Below are 25,663 nucleotides of genomic sequence, written 5' to 3' on the forward strand. Positions count from 1 at the left end.
CGGGTCAGTCGGTCGGGTCGACGCCGACGAGCCCGACGAGGTCCTTGATCGAGTCGACGACCCGGGTCGGGCGGTAGGGGAAGGTCTCCACCTGCTCGGGCCGGGTCGACCCGGTCGTCACCAGCACGGTCCTCAGGCCCGCCTCGAGGCCGCTGATGATGTCGGTGTCCATCCGGTCCCCGACCATCACGGTCGTCTCCGAGTGGGCGTCCAGCTGGTTGAGCGCGCTGCGCATCATCAGCGGGTTGGGCTTGCCGATGAAGTAGGGGCTGCGCCCGGTCGCCGTGGAGATCAGCGCAGCCACCGACCCGGTCGCCGGCAGCGTGCCGTGCACGCTGGGCCCACTCGGGTCGGGGTTGGTGGCGATGAACCGCGCACCGCCCTCGATCAAGCGGATCGCCCGGGTGATCGCCTCGAAGGAGTAGGTCCGGGTCTCCCCCAGCACCACGTAGTCCGGCTCCCGGTCGGTCATCACGTAGCCGATGTCGTGCAGGGCCGTGGTCAGCCCCGCCTCCCCCACGACGTACGCCGTGCCGTGCGGCCGCTGCTCGGCGAGGAACTGGGCGGTGGCCAGGGCGGAGGTCCAGATCGCCTCCTCCGGCACGTCGATGCCGCTGCCCAGCAGCCGGGCACGCAGGTCCCGCGGGGTGAAGATCGAGTTGTTGGTCAGCACCAGGAAGCGCAGCCCCGACTCCTTGAGGGCCTCGATGAACTCCTGCGCACCAGGGATCGGGACGTCCTCGTGGACGAGCACGCCGTCCATGTCGGTGAGCCAGGTGAGCACCTCGCGGGTCTGCGTCATGTCCCCATTGTGGTGGAGACGCCGACCCGGAGACCGATCAGACCTTGCGCGGCGCCCGGGACACGTCCTTGGCGCGCCGGTAGGCGGCCACGGCAGCCAGCTGCGAGTTCACCTCGAGCTTGCGCAGCACGGCCTTGACCTGGCTGCGGACGGTGGCCTCGGAGACCCCGGCCAGCTCGGCGATGCCACGCACCGACCGCCCGTCGTACAGCAGGGAGAGCACGTTCATCTCGCGCGCGGTCAGCGACTCCATGCGCGCCACCAGGCGGCGTTCCTCGTCCTCCACCAGCCGCCACTCGCGGACCAGCCGGCGACGGACCGTCTCGTCCATGACCGAGCCACCCGCCGCGGCGGCGGACACGGCGACGACCAGGTCGTCCAGACCAGTCGAGGTCGGCAGCACCGCGATCACACCCCGGATCAGGACCGCCCCCCAGCGCGGGCTCTCGGGTGCGTTGGTGAGAAGCAGCCACCTCACCGAGCCGGCGGCACCCACCAGCTCGGCCACCTCGGACAGCCGCTCGGAGCGGTCGAGGTCGCACAGCAGGACCCCGACGACGGCCTCGATCTGGACGAGGTGGTGCGCGGCCTCCCGGACCTGGCGCGGACCGGCCGGCCAGCGGTAGTTGGCGACCGGGAAGCCCCTGGTCGACAGTGCGGTACGGACTGCCTGGCCGACGAGGTACTGGTCCGCGAAGAGGCCTACGGGAGTCCGGCGAGGCTCAGGCCCCGCGCTCGAGGAGACCATCATCCCGAGCCCCACATGGCCGTCCCGGCATGGCAGCAGCTCTGTGACGGGAGCTGCCGAACGTTGTTGGTGGTACCACAGGTCTCCCCTTGTCCGACGAATACCTCATGCTGGCGGGCTGCCGCCGACCCGCTGCGACCTCCTTGGGCTACTGCCCCACTTTTGGGGATGCCTGATCTCGCGCCGCGACGGACAGTTGAGGAGTCGAGTCCCCCCACTCGATTGAGGCGGCTCACCGGCCGTGTCTCTCGGAATGGTGGAGCGACGGTCCCGAGCCGTCGCCCGCGGCACGACTGGTGGGCCGTTGGGGGTGAGCGGAACCGGTTTCTCAAGCGACACGCAACCGTTCCTCAAATTGCGGTATCGGTCGTCAAAACGGGGGACGGACGCTGAAAGCGCACCGTAGCGTGTGGGTCATGGCGGGAATCACGATCGCATCGCGACCGCCGGACGTGAGGCATGTTGCTCGGGAGGCGGCAGGCGTACGGGCGGGGGGCCCAGGCACGCGGGTCCTGACACATTGCTGGGCGCTGCTGCGCCGTATCCCTTGGGTCCTGCCCAGGACGGGAGCATGGACCTGGCGCGGCTCGGCGCTGCTCGCCGCCGTCCTGCTCCACCCCTACGTGCTGGTGCTCGCGGTCCAGCACACCGCCGCCGACCGGGTGTCGGTCGCCGGCACCATGAGCCTGCTCCTGGTCCAGGTCTCCGTGCTCGCCAGCGCCGTCGTGCTGATGTACGACTGGCGGATCAGCCGGCGCGCCACCATCGGCTGGCTGGCGATGACGCTCGCGTTCATCGCGGCCCAGCACGTGCCCTTCGCCCTGCTGGCCGTGGAGGGGGCGCCCGAGGGCCGGTACGGGTTCGTCATGGGCGTCACCCAGCTGCCCAGCACGCTCGTGGTCCTCGCCCTGGTCGTGCTCGCCGCGCGAGGCACGTCGTTGCCTGCCGGGAACCCGCTCACGACCGGCCTGCTGCTCGGCGCCCTCTTCGGGGCCGCCCGCTTCGTCCTCATCGGCACCGGCATCGACCCGACGCTGCGCCTGACCGGGGTCGCCGACCTCGCCGTCGTCGGCATGGTCGTGGTCGCCTCCGCGGGCATCGTCGCAGCGATCGTCCGCATGGCGACGCTGCCGGGCTGGGCGCGGCTGCGCACCGTGGTCTTCCTCGTCTGCATGGTCTCCGCCCGCGTGCTCAGCACCGGCCGGGACCACGCCGGATCGTCCTCGGGGCTGCCCTCGCCGCTGGCCGTGGCGGTGGCTGTCGTGGGCACGGTCGCCCTGGGCAGCGCCGCCGCCACGATGCTGCGCGAGACCATCAACGACAACGCGCGCCGCCTCGTCAACCTCGCGCACCGGGCCGCCAGCGCCGAGGTCAGCGCGCGGCACGGGCAGGAGAAGCTCCACGAGCTGAACGCCACCGTCGCCGGCGTCGCGCAGGCTTCGCGCCTGCTCGTCCGCAACGGCGGGCCGAACCGCGCCCAGCGCCGGAGGCTGGAGAGCCTGCTCGAGACCGAGATGGCCAGGCTCGAGCGGATGCTGGCCCGCCGCGGTCAGCAGCCGGTCTCGGACCTCTACCTCGACGACGTGCTGCTGCCGCTCGTCGAGAGCCAGCGGACGCTGGGCACTGACGTGTCCTTCCGGCCCTCGGGCCTGCGGGCGCAGGGCCGGCCCGACGACGTCGCCGAGGTCGTGCACATCCTGCTGAGCAACGTCGCGCGCCACGCGCCCGGTGCTCGGGTCACCATCTCCGCGGAGCGCTACGGCAGCACCGTCGAGGTCCGCGTCTGCGACGACGGGCCCGGAGTACCCGCCGAGCTCCACGACTCGCTCTTCGCCTGGGGAACGCGAAGCGCGAAGTCACCCGGTCAGGGCATCGGTCTCCAGCTGGCCAAGCGGCTGATGCTGGAACAGGCCGGCAACCTCACTCTCGAGAGCACCGGTCGCCCGGGGGGCGCGACCTTCGTTCTCACCATTCCCGGCAGCCCTCCGGGACTGTCATGAGAAATCCACGCGGAACCACCAGGGTCGCCCTGGTCGAGGACCACCTTCTCTTCGCCGAGTCGCTGGAGATCGCCCTGGGGATGGAGGGCTACCAGGTCCGCCGGGTGCCTCTGCCCGACCGTCCCAGCTCGCTGGGCGCGGTCCTGGCTGCGGTGCTGCGCGCCCAGCCACGCATCGTGCTGCTCGACCTCGACCTCGGCCCGCACGGCAACGGCGTCCGGCTCATCGAGCCGCTCACCAAGGCCGGCATCGCGGTCGTGGTGGTCACGGGTTCCGTCGAGCGCACCCGCTGGGGCGAGTGCCTGCGGTACGGCGCGCGCACGGTGCTGACGAAGACCTCGCCGCTCAACGACATCCTCGCCACCGTGCGCCGGCTCAACGACGGCTTCCCGGTCATGGACCGGGTGGCCCGCGAGGAGCTGATCGCCGAGTGGCACCAGAACCGGGTGGAGAACCACGAGGCCCGGCGACGGCTCGAGGACCTGACACCTCGTGAGCGCGAGGTGCTGCGCCAGCTGATGCAGGGCCACCAGGTCCGCGAGATCGCCCGGCTCAACGTGGTCTCCGAGGCCACGGTGCGCACCCAGGTCAAGTCGATCCTCGCCAAGCTGGAGGTCTCCTCGCAGCTCGCCGCGGTCGGCCTGGCGCACGAGGCAGGGTGGCGCCCCTCCGACGCGTGACCCCCTCCGGGTAACAGATGCCGAATATGCGGCATGACCCCTTCCCCCGCTCTACCTAGGTTGAATGCACTGGCCCGGGACCTCGGGGGGGCCGTCCAGGGAGGGGTACCCATGACCAGTCGCATGCTCACGATCGGGACGCGCACAGGCCGTCCATGAGCATCGTGGACAAGGCAGCACTCGGCGTCACGCCGGGCGCTCCGTTCGAACGACGCCCGAGATCACCGGAGCTCGTGCGCCACCTGCCGCTGCCGGAGCCGCGCCACAGTCACGTGCTCACGGCGACGCTGATGTTCGGTGACGCACTCGCCGTCGCCACGGCCATGCTCGGCTGGCGGCTCCTGGTGGAGACTCCCGGGGACTTCGGGGTGCTCACCGCCCTGCCGGCCGTGTGGGTGACCCTCATGACGATCACCGGGTGGTACGCCCTCGTTCCCCGGAGGCGGCCGGAGCCGCTGCTGCGCATCGCCCTGATCCTCGGGGTCATCGGCTGGTGCCTCAACCAGCTGGCGGGGAGGCCCGTCGGCCCGGACTCGCTGGCCGTCGTCGCCACCATCGGAGTGCTCGGATCCCGTCTGAACCGACGCGTCCTGGACGCGTGGGCGCGTTACCGCGGGCTCGCCTTCCCCGGACGCAACCGCCGGGCGGTGGTGGTCGGACACGCGGGCGGGACGCGTCAGCTGATGGAGGATCTCGCCCGGAGCCGCGGCCGGGACCTCACCATCTGCGGGGCATGCCTGCTCGACGACGAGGACGCCGACACCGCCGAGCTCCCGGCCGGGCTCCCGGTCGCTGCGCAGCTCGAGAACCTCGAGGCCCTGGTCGGCTTCACCGGCGCCAACACGGTCGTCGTCCTCCCGTGCTCCCACCTGGACCCCGTCACCGTCCGACGCATCGGGTGGGACCTCGAGGCCGCAGGGACGGGCCTCCTCTTCGCCCCTGCGCTGAACCTCATCTCGACCGGCCGCACCGGCGTGCTGGACGCCGGGGGGCTGCCGATGGTCAGCGTGCACCCGGCACGGCTCCAGGGTCCCGGCCGGGTGGTCAAGGAGCTGTGGGAGCGGGCAGCCGCCACCGTGGCGCTCCTGGCGCTCGCGCCGCTCCTGGGCGTGCTCATGCTCGCGGTCCGTCTCGACTCGGCCGGCCCTGCGATCTTCCGTCAGAGCCGCGTCGGCAAGGGGGATCGCCTGTTCCCCATGCTGAAGCTGCGCACCATGACCGCCGACGCCGAGCAGCGCCGGGAGCAGCTCCTCGCGCAGAACGAGGTCGACGGGAACCTGTTCAAGATCAAGGTCGACCCCCGCGTCACCCGAGTGGGTCGCTTCCTGCGCCGCTCCTCGCTCGACGAGCTGCCGCAGCTGGTCAACATCGTGCTCGGCCACATGTCGCTGATCGGGCCGCGCCCCGCGCTGCCGCACGAGGTGGCCGCCTACGACCACTCCGAGCGCCGGCGGCTCGTGGTCAAGCCCGGGCTCACCGGCCTGTGGCAGGTCTCGGGACGCTCGGACCTCTCCTGGGAGGAGTCGGTCCGGCTCGACCAGAGCTACGTCGACAACTGGTCGCTGAGGCTGGACCTGTCCATCCTGGTCCGCACCGTGCGCGCCGTCCTGGGCCAGCGCGGGGCGTACTGACCACCCCCGCTCAGCGACGGGGCAGCAGCACCTCGAGGCCGCTCGAGGGGTCCTCACCGAGGATCCGGCCGCCGAGGGCCTCCACGGCCGAACGTGCCTGGTCCAGCCGGCTGGCGGTGTCGTCGACCGGGGCGCCGTACATCGAGCCCTGCGAGGACACCTTGACGCGGAGGTGCCCGGCGTCCTGGCCCTGGAAGACGATGCGCACCGGCCCGGTGCCACGGCGCACCACGTGCGCCAGGACGAGGTCGAGCACGTGCTCGATCGGGCCGGGGGTGTAGGTGAGCGAGAGGTCGCCCTCGACCGACGCCGAAAGAGTCCGGTCGCGAGCGGCCAACCGGTCGGCCCAGCGCTGGGCCAGCTGCGTGGAGAGGTCGACCAGGGGCTGCTCGGCCCCCTCGACCAGGGTGCCGCTGCGCGAGAGCGCGACCAGCTCGCCGGCCACCGCGTTCATCTCGTCGACTCCGGCGAGCCCGCGCACCGCGGTCGCCTGCACGTCCTCGGGCACGTCGTCGCGGAGGGTGAGCTCCTCGAGCTCCAGCCGCAGCCCGGTGAGGGGGGTGCGCAAGACGTGGGAGGCGTGCTCGGCGAAGTCGCGCTCACGCCGCAGCCGGTCCTCCAGCTGGGCCGCGCTGGTCGCGAGCGCCTGGGAGATCGCCCGGGCCTCGGGGATGCGGGTCCGTGGCAGGTCGAGGTCGAAGCGACCGCGACCCAGCGCGGCCGCCGCCACGGCGAGCTGCTGGAACGGCGCCGAGAGCGCCCGGGAGACGGCGTACCCGATGGTGCCCGCCACGACCGCGATCATCAGGAACAGCACCAGCACCGAGCCGACGTCGCGCCCCAGGATGTCCCGGACCACCTCGGGCGACTGGCTGACCGTGACCGTGCCGCCCTCGACTGTCTGGCTCGCGGCCAGGTCACCGGCCGCCCCGTCGGCGCCCTGGTAGTCCTTGCCGTGCACGACCACCGGGGCACCGTCCCGGGGTGCGTACGCGAGGCGGCCGTCCGACGCCACCAACCCTTCGAGCAAGCCGCGGTCGACCGCGCCACCGTCGCCCTGCTGCGTCGTCACGATCTGGGCGACCAGCGCCGCCTGCTGCTGGAGATGGGCGCTCTCCTGCTCGCGGATCAGGTCGCGCAGCACGAAGGCACGCACGACTCCGGCACCGAGGAGGAGCAGGACCGAGAGGACGATGAAAGAGAGGGTGAGGCGGTTACGCATCGGGCTGGCCGCCCTCGAGGCGGAAACCCACCCCCCGGACAGCCACGACCCGCTCGGTCACACCGACGCCTTCCAGCTTCTGACGCAGCCGGCCGATCGTGACGTCGAGCGTCTTGGTCGAGCCGTACCAGTTCTCGTCCCACACGTCGGCCATCAGGCGGTCGCGCGACACGACCTTGTCGCGGTTGGCGGCGAGGATGTTGAGGACCTCGAACTCCTTGCCGGTCAGCGAGACCTCGTCCTCCCCGACGTAGACCCGGCGCGCGGGGACGTCGATGCGCAGCCCGGGGTCGGTGTCCTCCGCCATGGCGATGCCGTTGGTGGAGGCGGTACGTCGCAGCAGGGCGCGGACGCGCGCCTGAAGCTCGGCCAGGCCGAACGGCTTGGCCAGGTAGTCGTCGGCGCCGTAGTCCAGGCCCACGACCCGGTCCAGCTCGCCCGCGCGGGCGGTGACGATCATGATCGCCCCGGCGTAGCCCGCGTCTCGGGCCTGCCGGCAGACCTCCAGCCCGTCGACGTCCGGAAGCCCGAGGTCGAGGATCACGACCTCGACGGGGTCGGCTGCCAGCGCGTCCAGGGCCCGCTGCCCGGTGTCGACCCAGGACACCTCGTAGCCCTCTCTCTCGAGGGTGCGCACGAGGGGAAATGCGATGTCCTCCTCGTCCTCGACCACCAGGACCCGTTGTGCCATGGGAGGGAGCATAGGGCCCGCGACCCCCGGGACGCGGGCAAAGCCACCCGAGCCGCCGACCGGGATCGTCATGCCCGCGCCACCCGCCTGCGTCCCACCAGCAGCGCGAGCACGAGTGCCAGCGCGCCGATCGCGAGGGCTCCCTGCGCGAAGGCCCGGCTCGAGTCGACGAGGGCGAGGTAGACGTAGCCGACGTAGGGCAGCGCGGTCACGACGCGCTGCTCGGTGGGACGGTCCAGCGGGAGCGTCCACGGATCGGGAGCGGGTCGCGCGTCGGCGCGGGTGTGGGCGCGGTCGCCGTCGATGGACACGATGCGGCGAGTGACACGGCCCTCGACACCGGCCTCGGACGGGGGCCGGAAGGTGATCACGTCACCGGCGCGGAGGTCGCTGGCGGGCACCTTCCGCTCCAGCACGACCGCGCCCCGGCCGATGGCCGGCGCCATGTCGTCGTTGGTCACGACGTAGCGCTCGAGGCCGAGACAGATCGGGAGCAGGGCCAGCACCGTGACCGGCATGAAGACACCGAGCACGACGAGGATCCGGCTCCACCCCGAGGGGGCCGGCTGCGAGGGGGAGACGACGATCTCCATCCGAGCCTCTTTCCCGAGAAAGCAGTGACGGGGCGGGTTGCCCGCCCGGCGCCCCCCGGCGCCGGGGCGGGCACACCTCCCCATGGCGGACGGCTCCGGAGGCACTCCCTCCCGGCTGCCTCCGGACGTCCATCCCCCGATGGTGCGCCGGTCGACCGCGCTCCCCCCCGGGGCACGACGACCGGCTGTTCACGAAACTCTGTCCAGGCCCTGCTGGGGCACAACGTTAGGGCCCGGGGCGCCACGACAGATGCACAGCCGGTCCACATCATCTCCACGATTCGGTAACAACCGCGGGGTCGGGTCACCCGACCGTGAACAGGTCTCCGAGGTCCTCGACCCGGGCGAGCACCTCGTCGTAGCGGAACTGCTCGATGCCGAGGGGGTCGTCCGCCCCGGCCTCGACCTCGTCCCAGGAGACGGGAGTGGCCACGAACGGGCGGTCGCGGCCGCGCAGGGAGTACGGCGAGATGGTGGTCTTCGACCCGGCGTTCTGCGACCAGTCCAGGAAGACCTTGCCGGACCGCCGGGCCTTGGTCATGGTCGCCGTCACCAGCTTCGGGTGCTCGCCCTGCAGCTCCTCGGCCACCTCCCTGGCCAGCGCCGTGGAGTCGTCGGACGGCATCCGGCGCGGCAGGTCGGCGTACAGGTGCAGGCCCTTGCTGCCGCTGGTGACGGGCTTCGCACCCAGGCCTCGCTCGGCGAGCTTGTCGCGCACCAGCAGTGCGACCGTGCAGCACTCGTGCAGGCCCGCCGGCTCGCCCGGGTCGAGGTCGACCACGAGCCGGTCGGCGTTGCGTGGCCGACCGTTGCGACCCACGGTCCACTGGTGGACGTGCAGCTCGAGCGCGGCGAGGTTCACCAGCCAGGTGAGGGTCGCCAGGTCGTCGACGACCGGGAAGGTGAGGGTGTCCGCTCCCCCGTCGCGTGCCGACCGCGCGGCCCGGGAGCCGGTGGTCGGCACGGTCACGGTGCGCACCCAGGAGGGCGTCCCCGCCGGGACGTTCTTCTCGAAGAAGCTCGCCCCCTCCACCCCGTGCGGCCAGCGGATCCGGGTCACGGCCCGGTCCGCGAGGTGCGGAAGCATCGTGGGCGCGATCCTCGCGTAGTAGTTGAGCACCTCGCCCTTGGTGGTCCCGGTGCGCGGGTAGAGCACCTTGTCGAGGTTGCTGATCCGCAGCGTGCGGCCCTCGACGTCGACGAGGACCTCCGCTGCCTCGGCCGGGCTCATCGCCCGATCGCGATGACCGGCACCCGGTCGGCGTCGAGCCGCGCCATCAGGCCGCGCAGGAAGGGGCGCGGGGCGCTGACGCAGCCGGCCGTCGCGCCGGATCCGTTCACGTGCAGGAAGATCCCGGCGCCTCGGTGCCGGACCTGGTGGGAGTTGAAGCCGGTGACGATGGAGTACTCGTACTGCACCGGGTAGTCGGTCAGCCGCTCCGAGCTGTTCGGGTCGCTCGCCGGCAGCCGCCACCGGAACCCGCCCTGGCTCTTGTTGCGGTAGCGGTTGTAGAACTGCGACCTGTTGTCCTCGACCCAGAAGTCGCCGCGGCGGATCTTCCGGTAGTCCAGGCTCCATCCGTCCTGGCGGGTGTGCGTCCCGAAGGCCGACGGGAGGCCGAACGTGCCGAGCGGCGTCGTCCCGGTGCCCTGCCGCCGCTGGTCCGCGACCACCAGCCCGCCGTACCCGATCCGGCCATCGGTGGCGCGCAGGCGCCGGACCCAGTCGCCGTTCCGCTTCACCCAGAACGTCACCCGGGCGTGGTAGCCGCTGGTGTGGTTGACCGTGACCACCTGGCGGGTGCCGGGCCGCAGCTGCACCGTCACTCCGTCGAGGTGCACCTGGCTCCCGGACGCCAGGGACGGGGAGGCAGCGGGGACGAGGACGATCAGCAGGGCGGTGGCCAGCAGGGCAGCGAGCTTCGACACGGGGAACAACGTACGACGTCAGGCGCGGCCACGTCAGTGGGCGGGCCGTCACCCCAGGTCGTCAGGCGCCAGGTCCGACCGGACGCCCTGGTAGGACGGCTGGCGCAGCCGCTGGTGCCGGGACGTGTGGTGGGTGTCGACGTCGACGACCACCACCGGCTCCACCCAGTGCGTGCCGAGGGCGTCGACGCGCGGGACCTCGTCGGCGAAGGGGCTGTCGGACCGGGCCAGCGGAGCCAGCAGCTCGGCGAGCATCGCACTCGTCCGGCCGGCGATCCCGCTGCCGACGCGGCCCCGGTAGAGAAGCCCGTCGGCGGTCGGCTCCCCCACCAGCAGGGCCGCGAGCCGGCTGGTGGTGCCCTCCTGCGGGCGCCAGCCGCCGACGACGTACGACAGCCGCTGGCGATGGGCGAACTTCAGCCAGTGCGGGCTGCGCTGGCCGAACGTGTAGCGCGAGGTCAGCCGTTTGCTGACGATGCCCTCGAGCCCCTGCTGCCGGGTCGCGTCGAAGAGCATCGGCCCGTCGTCGTAGGCCGCGGGGACCTGCCACCCGGAGTCGATGCCGAGTCCGGTCAACAGCTCGCGCCGCTCGGCGAGCGGTCGCGCCGAGAGGTCGCGACCGTCGAGGCGGAGCAGGTCGAAGACCATGTACGTCGCCGGCACGCGCTCGGCCAGGCGCAGGGCCTGGACGTGCTTGCGGACGTGCATCCGCTCCTGGACCACCCGGAAGTCCGGCAGGCCGTCCTCGTTGAGCGCGATGATCTCGCCGTCCACCAGCAGGTCCCGCTCGCCCAGCGGTGAGGGGACCAGGTCGGGCCAGGCCGCCGAGACGTTGTTGCCGTTGCGGCTGTAGAAGCGGCCGTCGGGCCCGTCGGTGACGTCGGCGAGGATGCGGACGCCGTCCCACTTCACCTCGTGGGACCACTCCGGACCGGTCGGCACGTGACGACCGGGGGTGGCGAGCATGGGACGCATGGGGCCATCCTGACCGATACTGGGACGGAGGTCCGTCGACGGGAGGAGCAGCATGCGTGCGATCTGGAAGGGCGCGGTGTCCTTCGGGCTCGTCAGCGTCCCGGTGAAGCTGTACTCGGCGACCGAGTCGCACGACGTGTCGTTCCGGCAGGTCCACGCCAAGGACGGTGGCCGGATCAAGTACCAGCGCGTGTGCTCGGTCGACGGCGAGGAGGTGGCCTACGCCGACATCGCCAAGGGCTACGAGACCGAGGACGGCGAGATGGTCATCCTCACCGACGACGACCTGGCCGAGCTGCCGTCGACGTCGTCGCGAGAGATCGCGGTGGAGAAGTTCGTCCCGAGCGACCAGATCGACCCGATGCTGTTCGAGAAGTCCTACTACCTCGAGCCGGAGAAGTCCGGCGCGAAGCCGTACGCCCTGCTCCGGCAGGCGCTCAAGGACGCCGACCGGATGGCGGTGGTGACCGTCGCGCTGCGACAGCGGACGACGGTGGCGGTGCTGCGGGTGCGCGACGACGTGATCGTGCTGCAGACCATGATGTGGCCCGACGAGATCCGCACCCCCGACTTCTCGATCGAGGCGGGCGACGTCAAGGACACCGAGGTGTCGATGGCCAACATGCTGGTCGAGACCCTGGCCGGCGACTTCGACCCCGCGGAGTTCGAGGACGACTACGCCGAGGCCGTCGAGTCGCTGGTGAAGACCAAGATCGAGGGCGGGGAGGTCAAGCGGACCGCGGCCTCCACGAAGTCCTCCGGCGAGGTGGTCGACCTGCTCGCGGCGCTGCAGCGCTCGGTGGACGCCGCGAAGTCGGCTCGGGGCGAGACCGGCGCAGCCGACGACGACGAGGCGTCGACGACGAAGGCCCCGGCCAAGAAGACCGCCGCGAAGAAGACGGCCGCGAAGAAGGCCCCGGCGAAGAAGACCGCCGCCAGGAAGACGGCTGCCCAGAAGACCTGCCAAGAAGACCCCGGCGAAGAAGACCACCAAGAAGGCCAGCTGACCGGCAGCGATGAGTCCGCGCCCGTCGGACGGTCTGCACTCGCACGACGACGAGCCACAGGAGGCTGCGATGACGACCCGACCCCCGGAGAGCCCTGCTGGATCGAGCTCTTCACTCCCGACACGGACGCGGCTGCCGCGTTCTACGGCGAGCTGTTCGGCTGGACGGCCGGTGAGGCCAGCGAGGAGTTCGGCGGCTACCGGATGTTCTTCCACGGAGACCAGCCGATCGCGGGGATGATGCCCAACGACGGGTCCATGGGCGGGCCCAGCGCGTGGACCGTCTACCTGGAGACCGACGACGTGGCGGCGACCGTCACGAAGGCCCGGGCCGCCGGCGCCGAGGTGGTCGCCGGGCCGATGGCGGTGGCGGACCTCGGGCAGATGGCCGTCCTGGTCGACCCCGCCGGTGCCGCGGTCGGCGCCTGGCAGCCGGGGACCTTTCCCGGCTTCATGACCCGCGCCCAGGTCGGTGCGCCGGCGTGGTTCGAGACCCTCAGCAAGGACTACCCGACCTCGGTCGGCTTCTACACCGACGTCTTCGGGTGGAGCCCGCACACGATGAGCGACACCGACGAGTTCCGCTACTCGACGCTCGGCAAGGACGAGGACGCGCGCGCCGGGATCATGGACGCCACCGGGTTCCTCGGCGACCAGCCGTCCCGGTGGCAGTTCTACCTGCAGGTGGACGACACCGACGCCACGGTCGAGAAGGCGCTGGCCGCGGGCGCGAGCCTGGTGCAGCCCGTCGACGACACGCCGTACGGACGGATCGCGCTGATGCTCGACCCCGCGGGGGTGCAGTTCAGCGTGATGGGTCCGAACCGCGGCTGACCGGCAGCGCTGCCTGCGAGTCCGGCCAGGCCCGGTCGAACCGGCTGAAGAGCGCGTCGCTGAGCCGCGGAGCGACCAGGTTCAGGATCTCCCCCGCGGTGCCGGCGGCGGTGTTGACGGTGACCGGCCGGTCCTCCAGCGCCCGCACCACCTTCGCGGCGGCCTGCTCCGGCGTGAGCGCGCGGCGGCCGGCGTAGGCCTCCGTCGGCGCGACCATCGGGGTGCGGACCAGGGCGAACCGCATGTTCGTGAACGTCACCTCGTCGCGGTAGGTCTCGCGGGAGGCGACCCTGCTCCAGGTGTCGAGCGCGGCCTTGGAGGCGATGTACGCCGCGAACTTCGGCGCCTTCATCTGCACGCCCCAGGTGACGACGTTGACGACGTGGCCGAAGCGCTGCGCACGCATCGCGGGCAGCAGGCCCATGGTGAGGCGCACCGGCCCGAAGTAGTTGACCGCCATCGTGCGCTCGAAGTCGTGGAAGCGGTCGTAGCTCAGGTGGAGCGAGCGCCGGATGGAGCGGCCGGCGTTGTTGACGAGGTAGTCGACCGCCGCGTGCTCGGCCAGCACCTGTCTCACCAGCGCGTCGACGGCGGCGCCGTCCGTCAGGTCGCAGGCGTACGCCGCAGCCCGGCCACCGCCGGCCTCCACCGCGGCCCTGACCCGCGCGAGCTCGTCGGCGCGACGGGCGACCAGCAGCACCGTGGCTCCCCGCCGGGCCACGGCGATCGCCGTGGCCTCGCCGATGCCGGACGAGGCGCCGGTGACGAGCACCGTCCTCCCCGCGAGCGGACTGCTGGTGTCGCCGGTGAGCCGCCGCACCAGGCGGCGCACCCGGGCTCGCGGCGTCTGGAGCAGCAACGTCATCTCAGCCCGCCAGCAGGGGCCAGGGACGAGCCGTCTCGAGCTGGGCGGAGAGCGAGAACAGCGTGGCCTCGTCGTCGGTGCGCCCCACCAGCTGCACGCTGACCGGCAGGCCGTCGGGACCGGTGCCGCACGGCACGGCCGCGGCGGGGTTGCCGGCCACGTTCCACAGCGCGGCGTACGCGATCGCCGGCATCGCGCGCAGGGACGCCCGGACGGTGCCGACCCCGTCGAGCCTGCCGACCCGCGGCGGCCGGTGTGCGATGGCCGGGGTGAGCAGCACGTCGACGGAGTCGAAGACCCGGTTGGCCTTCGCCGAGACCCGCTCGGTCTCGCGCAGTGCGAAGTCGCGGACCCGCGGGGTCACCCAGGCGCCCAGCCGGCAGGTCTCCCGGGTGCGGCGCTCGAGCCGGTCGTAGTGCTCGACCTGCTCGGCCTCGGACCTGATGCCGGCGAAGAACTGCGGGACGAAGGCCGCCGTGGGGTCGGGGTAGCAGGGGTCGACCTCGCGCACGTGGTGCCCCAGCTCGCCGAGGAGTCGCGCGGTGTCCTCGACCGCCCGGACGTGCACGGGGTCGGGACGGACGCCGCGGGTCACGGCCCTGGTCGTCCAGCCGATCCGCAGCCGGCCCGGCTCGCGACCGGCCGCCTCCACGAAGGAGTCGGTGCCGCCCGCCCGGTAGAGGTCGCCGTCGACGTTGCCGCGGATCACGTCGTAGACCAGCGCGCTGTCCATGACGGTGCTGGTGAGCGGGCCGGCGGTGCCGAGTGCCCACCACAGGTGCGGGTGCGGAGCGGTCGTGACGCGGCCGCGCTGGGGCTTGAGGCCGAAGAGCCCGCAGCAGGCGCTGGGGATGCGGATCGAGCCGCCGCCGTCGCCGCCGATCCCCACCGGGACCATCCCGCTCGCCACCGCCGCCGCGGTGCCGCCGCTGGAGCCGCCCGGCGTGCGGGTGCGGTCCCAGGGGTTGCGGGTGATCCCGCGCGACGTCGACTCGGTGTAGGGGAACGCCCCGAACTCCGGCATCGTCGTCTTGCCGACGACGACCGCGCCGGCCTCGCGCAGCCGCCGCACGATCTCGGCGTCGGCCGCGACCGGCGTCACGTTCGCCTCGCCGCCGAAGGTCGTCACCGTGCCGGCGACGTCGATCTCCTCCTTGATCGCGATCGGCACCCCGTGCAGCGGACCCGCCTCGCCACCGGCGGCCAGGTGCTCGTCGCGCGCCGCAGCCTCGGCCCGGGCCTCGTCGGCCAGCACGACGGAGAAGGCGTTCAGCCCTGGGTCCAGCGCGGCGATCCGGTCGAGCGCCGCGTCCACGAGGACGCCGGCGCTCACCTCCCCCGCGGACGTACGACGGACGGTCTCGGCCACGCCGGCCAGGCTCAGATCTGTCATGCGCGGAGCGTAGCCCTCAGGCCAGGGAGTCCAGCCAAGCCTGGTGGAGGTCGGAGAAACGACCCTCGCCACCCGCGACCAGCTCGGCGGGCGTGCCGTCCTCCACGATGCGCCCGTGCTCCATGACCAGCACCCGGTCGGCGATCTCCACGGTGGAGAGCCGGTGGGCGATGATGACGGCCGTCCGGCCGGCCAGGACCGTGCGCAGCGCGCGCTGGACCAGGCGCTCGGAGGGGACGTCGAGCGAGGAGGTGGCCTCGTCGAGGATGAGCACGGCAGGGTCGGCGAGGAACGCCCGTGCGAACGCCACCAGCTGGCGCTGCCCGGCGCTGAGCCGGCCGCCCCGGTTGGCGACGTCGGTGTCGTAGCCCTGGGGCAGCGCGCTGATGAAGTCGTGCGCGCCCAGCGCCCGGGCCGCCTCCTCGACCTCGGCCATCGACGCGTCCGGACGGCCGAAGCGGATGTTGTCGGCGACGCTTCCGGAGAACAGGTAGTTCTCCTGGGTGACCATGACCACCGCGTCCCGCAGCGTCGCCGACGTCAGGTCGCGGACGTCGACGCCGTCGAGCAGCACGCGCCCGTGCACCGGGTCGTAGAACCGGGTGGCCAGCTTGGCCAGCGTCGTCTTGCCCGCGCCGGTCGTGCCGACCAGCGCGACGGTCTGCCCGGCGGGCACGGTCAGGTCGAGGTCGGGCAGCACCGGCACGTCGTCGACGTAGGAGAACCGGACGTGCTCGAAGCGCAGCTCGCCGAGCGGCGCCGGCAGCGGGACGGGGTCGCGCGGCTCGGGGACCGTCGGCTCCTCCTCCAGGACCCCGGAGAGCTTCTCCAGGGCGGCCGAGGCCGACTGGAAGGTGTTGTAGAACTGGGAGATCTCCATCATCGGCTCGAAGAACTGGCGCAGGTAGAGCAGGAAGGCCGCCAGCACGCCGACCGTCACGTCGCCGTTGTAGGCCCGGTAGCCGCCGTAGAGCAGGACGACTCCGATGGTCACGTTGCCGATCAGGCGGATCCCCGGCATGAACCACGCGACCAGCCGGAAGGCGGTCAGGTTGGCCGCGCGGTACTGGTCGTTGACGTCGTCGAAGATCTCCTGGTTGCGGGGCTCGCGCCGGAACGCCTGGACCGCGCGGATGCCGCCCATCGACTCGACGAAGTGGACGATCACCAGCGCGACCTTCTCGCGGGTGACCCGATAGCTCTTCGCCGACTCCTTGCGGAACCAGTTGGTCAGCAGGGCCAGGAACGGCCCGCACAGCAGCGCGACGAGGCCCAGCTTCACGTCGAGGAACAGCAGCAGCACGGTGGTGCCGGCCAGGGTCAGCGCCGCGGTGACGAGGCCGTCGAAGCCGGTCTCGAGCATCTCGTAGATCGCGTCGACGTCAGAGGTCTGCCGGGAGATGACGCGGCCGGAGGTGTAGCGGTCGTGGAAGGACGGGCTCAGGTCCTGGAAGTGGCGGAAGACCCCGCGCCGGATCTCGAAGAGGATGTCCTGCCCGATGTGACCGGAGCGGACCAGGAACAGGTTGCGCGCCACGGCCTGGGTGATGGTCGCGACGAGGACCAGGCCGACGATCCAGAGCAGCGGGCCGGTGTCGCCGCTGCTCTGGATGGGCGGGATGCCGGTGTCGATGCCCTCCTTGACGAGGTAGGGGATCGACAGGCGCGCGGCGTTCTCCACCACGACGATCGCCACGAGCAGCTGGATCGCCCGCCGGTACGGCGCGAGCAGGTCCCGGAGCAGCCGCCGCGAGCGGTCGGCCAGGCGGGCCGAGGTCTCGACGGTGAGCTCCTCGGTGAGGTCGTCGGCGGCGACGCCACGCCACTGCTGGGTCTCGGTGGTCATGCGTCGGCCCCCACTCCCGCCCCCATCTCTGCCTCCATCTCGGCAGAGAGCAGCTCGCGGTAGGCCGGCACGGTGTCGAGCAGCACCCGGTGGTCGCCGACGTGGGTGATGGTGCCGTCCTGGAGCAGCGCCACGCGGTCGGCGAGCAGCACGGTGGACGCCCGGTGGGCGACGACGAGGCCGGTGGTGTCGGCCAGGACGCGGCGCAGCGCCTCCTCGACGAGCCGCTCGGTGTGGACGTCCAGCGCCGAGAGGGTGTCGTCGAGGACGAGCACCCGCGGCTCGGCGAGCACGGCGCGCGCGAGCGCCAGGCGCTGCCGCTGGCCGCCGGAGAGGGCCATCCCCTGCTCACCCACACGGGTGTCCAGGCCCCAGGGCAGGTCGTGGACGAAGCCGGCCTGGCTGACCTCGATCGCGGAGCGGATCTGGTCCTCGTCGGCGTCGGCGCGACCGAGCGTGAGGTTCTCCCGGGCGCTCATGGAGAAGAGCGTCGGCTCCTCGAAGGCCGTGGCCACGAGCGAGCGCAGGTGGGCCAGGCTCATGTCGCGGACGTCGACCCCGTCGATGGTCACCCGTCCGGCGGTGACGTCGTACAGGCGTGGGACCAGTCCGGTGAGGATCGTCTTCCCGGACCCGGTCGCGCCGACCAGCGCCACCGTCTCCCCGGCGCGACGTCGAGGTTGACGTCACGCAGCACCAGCTCGTCGGGGGCGTCGGGGAACGCGAAGTCGACGTGCTCGAGGCGCAGGTGGCCCCGAGGCCGCTCGACGACGGTCGTGCCCGACACGATGTCGGGCTCGGTGTCGAAGATCTCGAGGATGCGCGCGGCCGCCGTCATGGCCTCCTGGCCCATCGCCAGGATCACGCCCAGCGAGGACACCGGCCAGACCAGCGAGAGCATCAGCGTGATGAACGCGACCAGCTCCCCGGGCGTGAGCTCCCCGTGGCCCACGCCGATGGCGCCGAGCAGCAGGACCACCACGACGGCGAGGTTGGGGATGACCTCGAGGAAGGTCCAGAACTTCGCCGACAGCCGGACCTTGTCCATGCTCGTCGCGTGCAGGGTGCGGGCCGCGGCGTCGTACTGGGCCGAGACGTGGTCACTGCGTCCGAAGGACTTGATGACCCGGATGCCGACCGCACCCTCCTCGGCGCGGGTCGCGAGGTCGCCCTGCTCGTCCTGCACGCGACGCGAGACGACGACGTAGGCCTTCTCGAAACGCATCGAGAGCCACACGATCGGTGCCGCGGCCGCGGCCACGACCAGCCCGAGCGGCCAGTACATGTTGAGGAGGACCCCGGTCACGACGGTGACCTGGAGGACGTTGATCACCAGGAACAGCAGTCCGAAGCCGCTGAACCGGCGGATCGCCGACAGGTCCGTGGTGGCCCGCGAGAGCAGCTGCCCGGACTGCCACTTGGTGTGGAAGCTCATCGGCAGCTGCTGCAGCCGCTCGTAGAGGTCGTGCCTCATCGCTGTCTCGAGGCCGAGCACCGCGTTGGACTGCACCCAGCGCCGCACCCAGATCAGCACCGCCTCGAGCACGCCCAGCCCGAGGGCCAGCAGGCCCAGCGGCAGCACCGCGCCGATCTCGCGGTCGGTGATCGGGCCGTCGATCAGCGCCTTGGTGACCAGTGGGATCGCGATCGTGAGGCCGACCCCGGCGACGGCCGCCACGGCCATGACGGTCAGCGACAGGGCGTGCGGGCGGAGGTAGCCCCGCAGTCGCCAGAGCGAGTGGACGCCGGCGGGAGGGTCCGAGACAGGGATGGTTGACATCGTCATCAACCCTAGGCGGACCCACCGACACCCGGCGACCGATATTCGCGCCGCTGGCTACATGTCGACCCCGATGAACATCGGATCCCCGTGCGACGTCGACAGCGGACCGAGCTCCGTGCACTGACCGGAGGGCACCTCGCAGTCGTAGACCGTGCTCGTCGACCCCTTCCCCGGCACCGCCGTCAGGATCGAGCCGTCGGTGTCGACGGCCCACCAGCCGGACGTCCCGCCCTGGTCGAGCACGACCGGGCTGCCGCCACCGGTCGGCTCCAGCGTGCTGGACCAGTAGAGGACGTACTTGCCGTCGTAGGTGAGCTGCGCGTCGATCGCACCGTCCACGAGGCGGTACGACGCGGCCGCGGCGCCGTCGGGCCGCGGACCGGAGTAGAGGACCACCCCGTTGCGGACGTCGGCCACCCGGGTTCGCGCACCGGCGAGCTGCTGCACGTCGCCCGAGCGGCTGTCCCAGGTCGTCGTCCCGTCCGGGGTGCGGAGGAACACCACACCGCCGTCCAGCCCGTCGATCACGGTGTCCCGGCTGATGTCGCGCCGGGCGACCACGTCGTCGGTCGCGAGGTTGCGCACGGTCACGACCGGCTGTCCGTCCCGGACCGCCGCATAGGCCACCAGGGGCGCCTGCGAGTCGACCTTCGAGGTGAAGTGCGCCGAGGTGGTCTCCGCACCGGGCTCGAGGTCGGCCACCTTCCCCGACTCCTCGAGCAGCCGCGGGACGCCGGCGTCGTAGAACAGCACGCCGAAGGGCGTCGCGGTCGCGTCGGTGTCGAGGTACTGCAGCCGCGAGGCGGGGAACTGCTGTCCACCGAGGTGGATCTCGCCCCCGGGGGCGGCGTACGCCCGCAGGCCCTCGGAGAAGTCGAGCCGGCCGAGCCGGCCGACCGGGGCGACCGGGCGCGGGTCCCGTGCCGTGGACCCGTGGGTGAGCTGCGAGGTCACGCCGGCGACGACTGCGACCGCGACCGTCGCGGCCACCGTCCCGACGGTGCGTCGCCGACGCCGGATCCGGCGCCCTTCGCGGACCGCGCGGTCGAGGTCGCCGGGCGGGGGCACGACAGCGGCGAGCTCGTTCTCGAGGTCCCGGCGGAGGTCGGTGCTGGTCATGCGTCCGCTCCTTCCTGGAGCACTCCGTGGCGGCGTAGGTTCGCGAGAGCCGCGGCGGCCTGTGACTTCACGGTCCCGGGGCTGCAGCCGAGCACCGCGGCGATCTCGCGCTCCGAGAGGTCCTCGTAGTAGCGCAGCACGATCACCGCGCGCTGACGCAGGGGCAGCTGCTGGACCGCGGGCCACAGCGCACCATGGGCGACGACCCGGTGCTCGGGGGACTCCACTGTCGCAGCGGGCTCGACGCTCTCGTGCGGCCGCTCGCGCCGCCACCACCCGTGGCGGCGGCTGGAGATGATCTCGTTGACGACCATGCGGCGCACGTAGGCCTCGGGATGGTTCGCCGAGGCGATCCTCCGCCACGAGGCGAAGGCCCTGGCGTAGGCCGACTGCAGCACGTCCTCGGCTGCCGCGGCGTCACCGACCAGGGCCAGCGCCGTGCGGAACATCCGCGGCCAGGTCGCGGCGAAGAACTCGGCGAAGTCGTCCTCGCTCGGCAACCAGCCCTCCCCCATGAGATCCGTCAGGCCACCGGCAGGTGATGTCGTGGCGTCCATGACCAGAAGACGCACCGAGCGGTCCGCGAGGTTGTGCCGAGCGGCGGACCGGTTTGCCCGGCTGACCGGCAGAGCCGCCGTCCCTAGCCGCCGGCGAGCAGCCCCCGCACCACCCGCAGCCCGACCGAGAGGCGGGCCAGGTCGGCCGAGTCGTCGGCGCAGATCTCCTCCAGGGTCGCGGCTGCCCGCGGCACGACCACGCTGTCCTGGTCCTCCCACACCGCGATCCGGGCAGGGGCGGAGTCCTCGGGCGAGGTCGTGCGCAGCACCTGGGCGGTGAGCTGGGAGTGGACGGCGTGCAGGTCGTCGCGCAGCGCGGCCCGGGCCATGGTCTGCCAGCGGTCCTCGCGCGGCAGCGCCAGGATCCGCTGGACCAGCGCCGGCAGGCCCAGCCGCTCGCCCAGGGCGAAGTGCACCCGGGCGACCTCGGCGGGGTCGAGCCCCTCGCGCTCGGCGATCTCGACCAGCCCCAGCAGCACGTAGGCCGGCGGCAGCACGGCCACCCGGGTCGCCAGCTCCTCCGGGACGCCGGCGTCGACCAGCCGGTCCCGACGGGCGTGGTAGGCCGACTGCTCGCGGCCGGTCATCAGGTCCGGCAGCTGCTCCATCACCCGCTGCACCGGCCCTGCGAAGAAGTCCACCGTGCCCTGGCTGTCCAGCGGCGGGCGCCGGTTGGAGACCAGCCAGCGCGACGCGCGCTCCACCAGCGTGCGCATCTCGAGCCGCATCCGGGTCTGGACGCCGGCGTCGAGCACGTTGTCGTAGGTCATCAGCTCCTTGCGCAGCGGCAGCGAGGCGAAGATCTCGCGGGCCACGAAGTTGGCGCGCGTCAGCTCTGCCGGGGTGGCACCCGTCTCGCCCTCGAGCCGCGGCCAGAAGGTCATGCCGGCGCCGTTGACCAGGTCGTTGACGACCTGGGTCACGATGATCTCGCGACGCAGCGGGTGGTCGCCGACCTGCTCCTCGAACTGCTCGCGCATCAGCGTCGGGAAGTAGGCGCGCAGGTCGATGGCCAGGTAGGGGTCGTCGGGCAGGTCGGAGGCCAGGAGCTGGTCGGCCAGCACGATCTTGGTCCAGGCGAGCAGCACCGAGAGCTCCGGCATGGTGAGGCCCTCGCCGCGCTCGAGGCGGCGGCGTACCTGCCGGGTGGTCGGCAGCCCCTCCAGCTCGCGGTTGAGCACGCCCTCGCGCTCCAGCCGGCGCATCCAGTCCTCGTGCACGTGCAGCAGCGACGGGGCGTGGTTGGCGGCGTTGGCCAGCGCGAGGTTCTGCTCGTAGTTGTCGCGCAGGACCAGCTGGCCGACCTCCTCGGTCATGTCGGCGAGCAGCTTGTTGCGCTGCTTCTCGGTCAGGTCGCCGTCCTTGACGACGCGGTCGAGCAGGATCTTGATGTTCACCTCGTGGTCGGAGGTGTCCACGCCTGCGGAGTTGTCGATGAAGTCGGTGTTCATCCGGCCACCGCGCCGCTCGGCCCCGACCAGGGCGTACTCGATGCGACCGAGCTGGGTGAAGCCCAGGTTGCCGCCCTCGCCCACGCACCTGGCCCGCAGCTCGCGGCCGTCGATGCGGATCGCGTCGTTGGCCTTGTCGCCGGCGTCGGCGTGGCTCTCCTCGACCGCCTTGACGTAGGTGCCGATGCCGCCGTTCCAGAGCAGGTCGACGGGCGCCTTGAGGATCGCCTTCATCAGCTCCGCCGGCGTCATCGCCGTGACGTCGCCCTCGAGCCCGAGAGCGGCGCGCACCTCGGGCCCGATCTTGATCGACTTCAGCGCGCGGGAGAAGACGCCGCCACCGGCCGAGATCAGGGAGCGGTCGTAGTCCTGCCAGCTGGAGCGGGGCAGGTCGAAGATCCGCCGGCGCTCGGCGTACGACGCCGCGGCGTCGGGCGTGGGGTCGAGGAAGATGTCGCGGTGGTCGAACGCCGCGACCAGGCGGGTGTGCTCCGAGCAGAGCATCCCGTTGCCGAACACGTCACCGGACATGTCGCCGATGCCGACGGCGGTGAAGTCCTCGGACTGGCAGTCGATGCCCCGTTCACGGAAGTGGCGCTGGACCGAGACCCAGGCACCGCGCGCGGTGATGCCCATCGCCTTGTGGTCGTAGCCCACCGAGCCGCCGCTGGCGAAGGCGTCGCCGAGCCAGAAGCCGTAGTCGTGGGCCACCCCGTTGGCGATGTCGGAGAACGTCGCGGTGCCCTTGTCGGCGGCGACCACCAGGTAGGAGTCGTCGCCGTCGTGGCGAACCACGGCACGCGGCGGCACGGTCTCGCCGTCGACGAGGTTGTCGGTGATGTCGAGCAGGCCGCAGATGAAGGTCTTGTAGCAGGCGATCCCCTCGGCCAGCCACGCGTCGCGGTCCGACGGGTCTGGCAGCTGCTTGCAGAAGAAGCCGCCCTTGGCGCCCACGGGCACGATCACGGTGTTCTTGACCATCTGCGCCTTGACCAGGCCCAGCACCTCGGTGCGGAAGTCGTCGCGGCGGTCGGACCAGCGCAGGCCACCACGGGCGACGGCGCCGAAGCGCAGGTGGACGCCCTCGACCCGGGGCGAGTAGACGAAGATCTCGAAGCGCGGCCGGGGCTCCGGCAGGTCCGGGATCGCCGACGGCTCGAGCTTGAACGACATGTAGGAGCGGACCCCGCCACCGTCGTGGTCGTCCAGCGGCTGGAAATAGTTGGTCCGCAGGGTCGCCCGGACGTGGGTGAGGTAGGAGCGCAGGATCCGGTCGTGGTCGAGGCTGGCGACGTCGTTGAGCGCCCGGGTGATCTTCTCCTCGATCGCCTCGACCCGCGCGGTGCGCGCCTCGGCGTCGGAGCCCAGGCCGTTGTGGCCGGGGTCGAACCTCGCCTCGAAGAGCTGCACCAGCAGCCGGGTGATGTCGACGTTGTTGCGCAGCGCGTCCTCGATGTAGTCCAGCGCGAACGGCGAGTTCCCCTGGCGCATGTACTTCGCGTACGCCCGCAGCACGGTCGCCTGGCGCCAGGTCAGGCCCGCACGCAGGACGAGCGCGTTGAAGCCGTCGATCTCGTTGTAGCCGTCCCACACCGCGCGCAGCGCGTCCTGGAACAGCTCGCGGGCGTGCGCCGGCAGGGCACGGCCGTAGCGGAGGCCGAACTCGTAGATGTACGTCGGCCGGCCGAGGCCCTCGAGCTCGTAGGGGCGCTCGTCGACCACCTCGACGCCCATCGAGCTGAGCATCGGCAGGATCTCCGACAGCGACAGCGGCGGTCCCACCCGGAAGACCTTCAGCCGGGCCTCGCCGCGGCCGGCGTCGAGCTGTTCGTAGAGGGAGAGGTCGAGCCCCGGCTCGTCCGTCGGCAGCGCCTCCAGCCGGCCCAGGTCGACCGCGGCGGTGCGGGCCGCGAAGTCCTCCTTGTACGCCTCGGGGAAGGAGTCGAGGTAGCGGCGTCCCAGGCGGGCACCGGCCTCCTCGCCGTACTCCGCGATCACCGCGGCGGTGAAGTCGTCACGCCAGGAGCGGGAGGCGTCGGTCAGGCGGTGCTCGAGGTCGTCGGTCTCGACCTCGGCGATGGTGCCGCCCTTCGGCGGGTGCACGACGAAGTGCACGCGTGCCGTCGTCGACTCGTTGACGCTGACGTTGAACTCGACCGACTCGCCGCCGAGGTGGTCCTTGAGGATCTGCGAGAACTTCTCGCGGACGCTGGTGTTGTAGCGGTCGCGGGGCAGGTAGACGAGGACCGAGACGTAGCGGCCGTAGGTGTCGCGGCGGATGAACATCCGCACCTGGCGTCGCTCACGGGCGTGCATCGCGGCCTCGACCATCGGCGCGAGCTCGTCGACGGTGGTGTGGAAGAGCTCGTCGCGCGGGTAGGTCTCGAGGGTGTCCATGAGCGCCTTGCCGGCGTGGCTGCGCGGGTCGAACCCGTTGCGCTTGAGCACGGCGGTTGCCTTCTCCCGCAGCAGCGGGATGCGCATCAGCGACTCGGTGTAGGCGGCGCTCGAGTAGAGCCCGAGGAAGCGGCGCTCGCCCACGACCTCGCCGTTCTCGTCGAACGTCTTCACGCCGACGTAGTCGAGGTACGCCGGGCGGTGCACGGTGGCCCGGGAGTTCGCCTTGGCCAGCACGAGCAGGGTCTTCTCGCGCGCCTTGGCCTTGACCATCGCCGGCAGCTTGCCGAACGACGCCGACATGTCCTGGTCGGCCCGGAGGATGCCGAAGCCGGTGCCCGGGACGGCGCGCAGCAGCTCGTCGTCGCCCTGGCGCTCGAGCCGGTACTCCCGGTAGCCGAGGAAGGTGAAGTGGTCGGCCGCGAGCCACTCGAGCAGCTCGCGCCCCTGGCGGATCTCCTCGTCGGGCAGCGGTGGCGGGTTGGTGGCGAGCTCGCCCACGATCTCGAGGACCTGGGCGTGCATCTTGTCCCAGTCCTCGACGGACTCGCGGACGTCGCGCAGCACGCGCTGCACGTCGTCCTCGATGGCCGCGGTGTCGTCGCCCTCGCGGATCCGGTCGATCTCGATGTGCATCCACGACTCGCGGACGGCCTCGCCGGGCGGCTCGAGCGAGCCGTCGGCGACGGGGGCCACGCTCTGCAGGGCGCCGGTGATGTCGCGGACGACGTCGAACTGGGGGTGGATCACCAGGTGCACGTCACGCAGCTGGCGCGAGAGCTCCATGGTGAGCGAGTCCACGAGGAACGGCATGTCGTCGATGACGACCTCGACCACCGAGTGCCCGCCGGCCGACCAGCCGTGCTCGGCGAGGGTCGGGGTGAAGACGCGCACCTGGGCGGTGCCCTGCGGCCGGTTGTCCGCGAGCTTCCAGTGCGAGGCGAGGGCGCCGTACACGTCGACGTCGCCGCGCTCGCACACGTCCTCGGGGGCGACGTGCCGGTAGTAGGCCTTCAGCAGGGCCGAGATCCGGTCGTGGGGTGGGCCGCCGGCCCCCTTGCGGGCGAGGGCCAGGTCGATGGCCTTGCCCAGCAGTTCGGACTTGTCGTGATCCAGCGTCGTCGTTGACACACTCCGACCC

At 71.9% G+C, this 25,663-nt stretch carries 20 protein-coding genes; 4 read left to right on the plus strand and 16 right to left on the minus strand.

Going from position 1 to position 25,663, the window contains the following annotated elements; translation table 11 throughout:
* Positions 1-4: 4 nt before the first annotated feature.
* Entirely contained in the window at positions 5-802 is a 798-nt protein-coding gene (locus H0S67_RS17465; protein ID WP_180934069.1) for an HAD-IIA family hydrolase, read from the minus strand.
* A gap of 37 nt (positions 803-839) precedes the next feature.
* The gene (locus tag H0S67_RS17470) at positions 840-1,553 is read right to left on the minus strand and encodes a helix-turn-helix transcriptional regulator (RefSeq protein ID WP_180934070.1); all 714 of its coding nucleotides are present in this window, start codon (positions 1,551-1,553) and stop codon (positions 840-842) included.
* Positions 1,554-2,173: 620 nt separating this feature from the next.
* Here H0S67_RS17470 and H0S67_RS17475 point away from each other — a divergent pair.
* The 3 genes from H0S67_RS17475 to H0S67_RS17485 all read left to right on the plus strand — a co-directional run bounded on the left by H0S67_RS17475 (position 2,174) and on the right by H0S67_RS17485 (position 5,861).
* Positions 2,174-3,550: a sensor histidine kinase gene (locus tag H0S67_RS17475; RefSeq protein ID WP_180934071.1), complete on the plus strand. Its 1,377-nt coding sequence runs from the start codon at positions 2,174-2,176 to the stop codon at positions 3,548-3,550.
* Positions 3,547-4,230 carry a response regulator transcription factor gene (locus H0S67_RS17480; protein ID WP_180934072.1) on the plus strand — a complete coding sequence of 228 codons (684 nt, stop codon included), beginning with the start codon at positions 3,547-3,549 and terminating at the stop codon, positions 4,228-4,230. The genes H0S67_RS17475 and H0S67_RS17480 overlap by 4 nt, the downstream gene beginning before the upstream one ends.
* A 155-nt stretch (positions 4,231-4,385) precedes the next feature.
* A complete protein-coding gene (locus H0S67_RS17485) occupies positions 4,386-5,861 on the plus strand; it encodes an exopolysaccharide biosynthesis polyprenyl glycosylphosphotransferase (RefSeq protein ID WP_180934073.1) in 1,476 nt (491 codons plus the stop codon).
* A 10-nt stretch (positions 5,862-5,871) separates the two neighbouring features.
* On the opposite strand, the gene H0S67_RS17490 is transcribed toward H0S67_RS17485, so the two are convergent.
* The 6 genes from H0S67_RS17490 to ligD (H0S67_RS17515) all read right to left on the minus strand — a co-directional run bounded on the left by H0S67_RS17490 (position 5,872) and on the right by ligD (H0S67_RS17515) (position 11,271).
* On the minus strand, positions 5,872-7,083 hold the full coding sequence (locus tag H0S67_RS17490; RefSeq protein ID WP_180934074.1) for a histidine kinase dimerization/phospho-acceptor domain-containing protein: 1,212 nt from the start codon (positions 7,081-7,083) through the stop codon (positions 5,872-5,874).
* Complete coding sequence (locus H0S67_RS17495) at positions 7,076-7,774, minus strand: response regulator transcription factor (protein WP_246354841.1); 699 nt, start codon at positions 7,772-7,774, stop codon at positions 7,076-7,078. Before H0S67_RS17495 ends, H0S67_RS17490 begins: the two co-directional genes overlap by 8 nt.
* Positions 7,775-7,842: 68 nt before the next feature.
* Positions 7,843-8,367 (minus strand): S26 family signal peptidase, encoded by a 525-nt coding sequence (locus H0S67_RS17500; RefSeq protein WP_180934076.1) that lies wholly within the window; start codon positions 8,365-8,367, stop codon positions 7,843-7,845.
* Positions 8,368-8,671: 304 nt separating this feature from the next.
* Positions 8,672-9,598, minus strand: a complete 927-nt coding sequence (ligD, locus tag H0S67_RS17505; protein ID WP_180934077.1) for a non-homologous end-joining DNA ligase — start codon at positions 9,596-9,598, stop codon at positions 8,672-8,674.
* Entirely contained in the window at positions 9,595-10,296 is a 702-nt protein-coding gene (locus H0S67_RS17510) for a L,D-transpeptidase family protein (protein ID WP_180934078.1), read from the minus strand. The genes ligD (H0S67_RS17505) and H0S67_RS17510 overlap by 4 nt, the downstream gene beginning before the upstream one ends.
* A 48-nt stretch (positions 10,297-10,344) precedes the next feature.
* A complete protein-coding gene (gene ligD / locus H0S67_RS17515; protein WP_180934079.1) occupies positions 10,345-11,271 on the minus strand; it encodes a non-homologous end-joining DNA ligase in 927 nt (308 codons plus the stop codon).
* Positions 11,272-11,323: 52 nt separating this feature from the next.
* Here ligD (H0S67_RS17515) and ku point away from each other — a divergent pair, with 52 nt between their 5' ends.
* Positions 11,324-13,111 (plus strand): non-homologous end joining protein Ku, encoded by a 1,788-nt coding sequence (gene ku / locus H0S67_RS25755; RefSeq protein ID WP_180934080.1) that lies wholly within the window; start codon positions 11,324-11,326, stop codon positions 13,109-13,111.
* On the opposite strand, the gene H0S67_RS17525 is transcribed toward ku, so the two are convergent.
* From H0S67_RS17525 to H0S67_RS17555, 8 genes are all read right to left on the minus strand, one after another.
* Entirely contained in the window at positions 13,083-13,976 is an 894-nt protein-coding gene (locus tag H0S67_RS17525) for an SDR family NAD(P)-dependent oxidoreductase (protein WP_180934081.1), read from the minus strand. The genes ku and H0S67_RS17525 overlap by 29 nt on opposite strands.
* A gap of 1 nt (position 13,977) precedes the next feature.
* The gene (locus H0S67_RS17530; protein ID WP_180934082.1) at positions 13,978-15,369 is read right to left on the minus strand and encodes an amidase; all 1,392 of its coding nucleotides are present in this window, start codon (positions 15,367-15,369) and stop codon (positions 13,978-13,980) included.
* Positions 15,370-15,385: 16 nt separating this feature from the next.
* On the minus strand, positions 15,386-17,215 hold the full coding sequence (locus H0S67_RS17535; RefSeq protein WP_180934083.1) for an ABC transporter ATP-binding protein: 1,830 nt from the start codon (positions 17,213-17,215) through the stop codon (positions 15,386-15,388).
* On the minus strand, positions 17,212-17,871 hold the full coding sequence (locus H0S67_RS25760; RefSeq protein WP_246354842.1) for an ATP-binding cassette domain-containing protein: 660 nt from the start codon (positions 17,869-17,871) through the stop codon (positions 17,212-17,214). Before H0S67_RS25760 ends, H0S67_RS17535 begins: the two co-directional genes overlap by 4 nt.
* Complete coding sequence (locus tag H0S67_RS17540; protein ID WP_246354843.1) at positions 17,784-18,995, minus strand: ABC transporter ATP-binding protein; 1,212 nt, start codon at positions 18,993-18,995, stop codon at positions 17,784-17,786. Before H0S67_RS17540 ends, H0S67_RS25760 begins: the two co-directional genes overlap by 88 nt.
* 57 nt (positions 18,996-19,052) lie before the next feature.
* The gene (locus H0S67_RS17545) at positions 19,053-20,117 is read right to left on the minus strand and encodes a hypothetical protein (RefSeq protein WP_180934084.1); all 1,065 of its coding nucleotides are present in this window, start codon (positions 20,115-20,117) and stop codon (positions 19,053-19,055) included.
* The gene (locus tag H0S67_RS17550) at positions 20,114-20,674 is read right to left on the minus strand and encodes a SigE family RNA polymerase sigma factor (protein ID WP_246354844.1); all 561 of its coding nucleotides are present in this window, start codon (positions 20,672-20,674) and stop codon (positions 20,114-20,116) included. The genes H0S67_RS17545 and H0S67_RS17550 overlap by 4 nt, the downstream gene beginning before the upstream one ends.
* Positions 20,675-20,757: 83 nt before the next feature.
* Positions 20,758-25,653 carry an NAD-glutamate dehydrogenase gene (locus H0S67_RS17555; protein WP_180934085.1) on the minus strand — a complete coding sequence of 1,632 codons (4,896 nt, stop codon included), beginning with the start codon at positions 25,651-25,653 and terminating at the stop codon, positions 20,758-20,760.
* Positions 25,654-25,663 lie beyond the last annotated feature (10 nt).

The sequence above is a fragment of the Nocardioides ungokensis genome (assembly GCF_013466985.1).
Lineage (GTDB): Bacteria > Actinomycetota > Actinomycetes > Propionibacteriales > Nocardioidaceae > Nocardioides > Nocardioides ungokensis.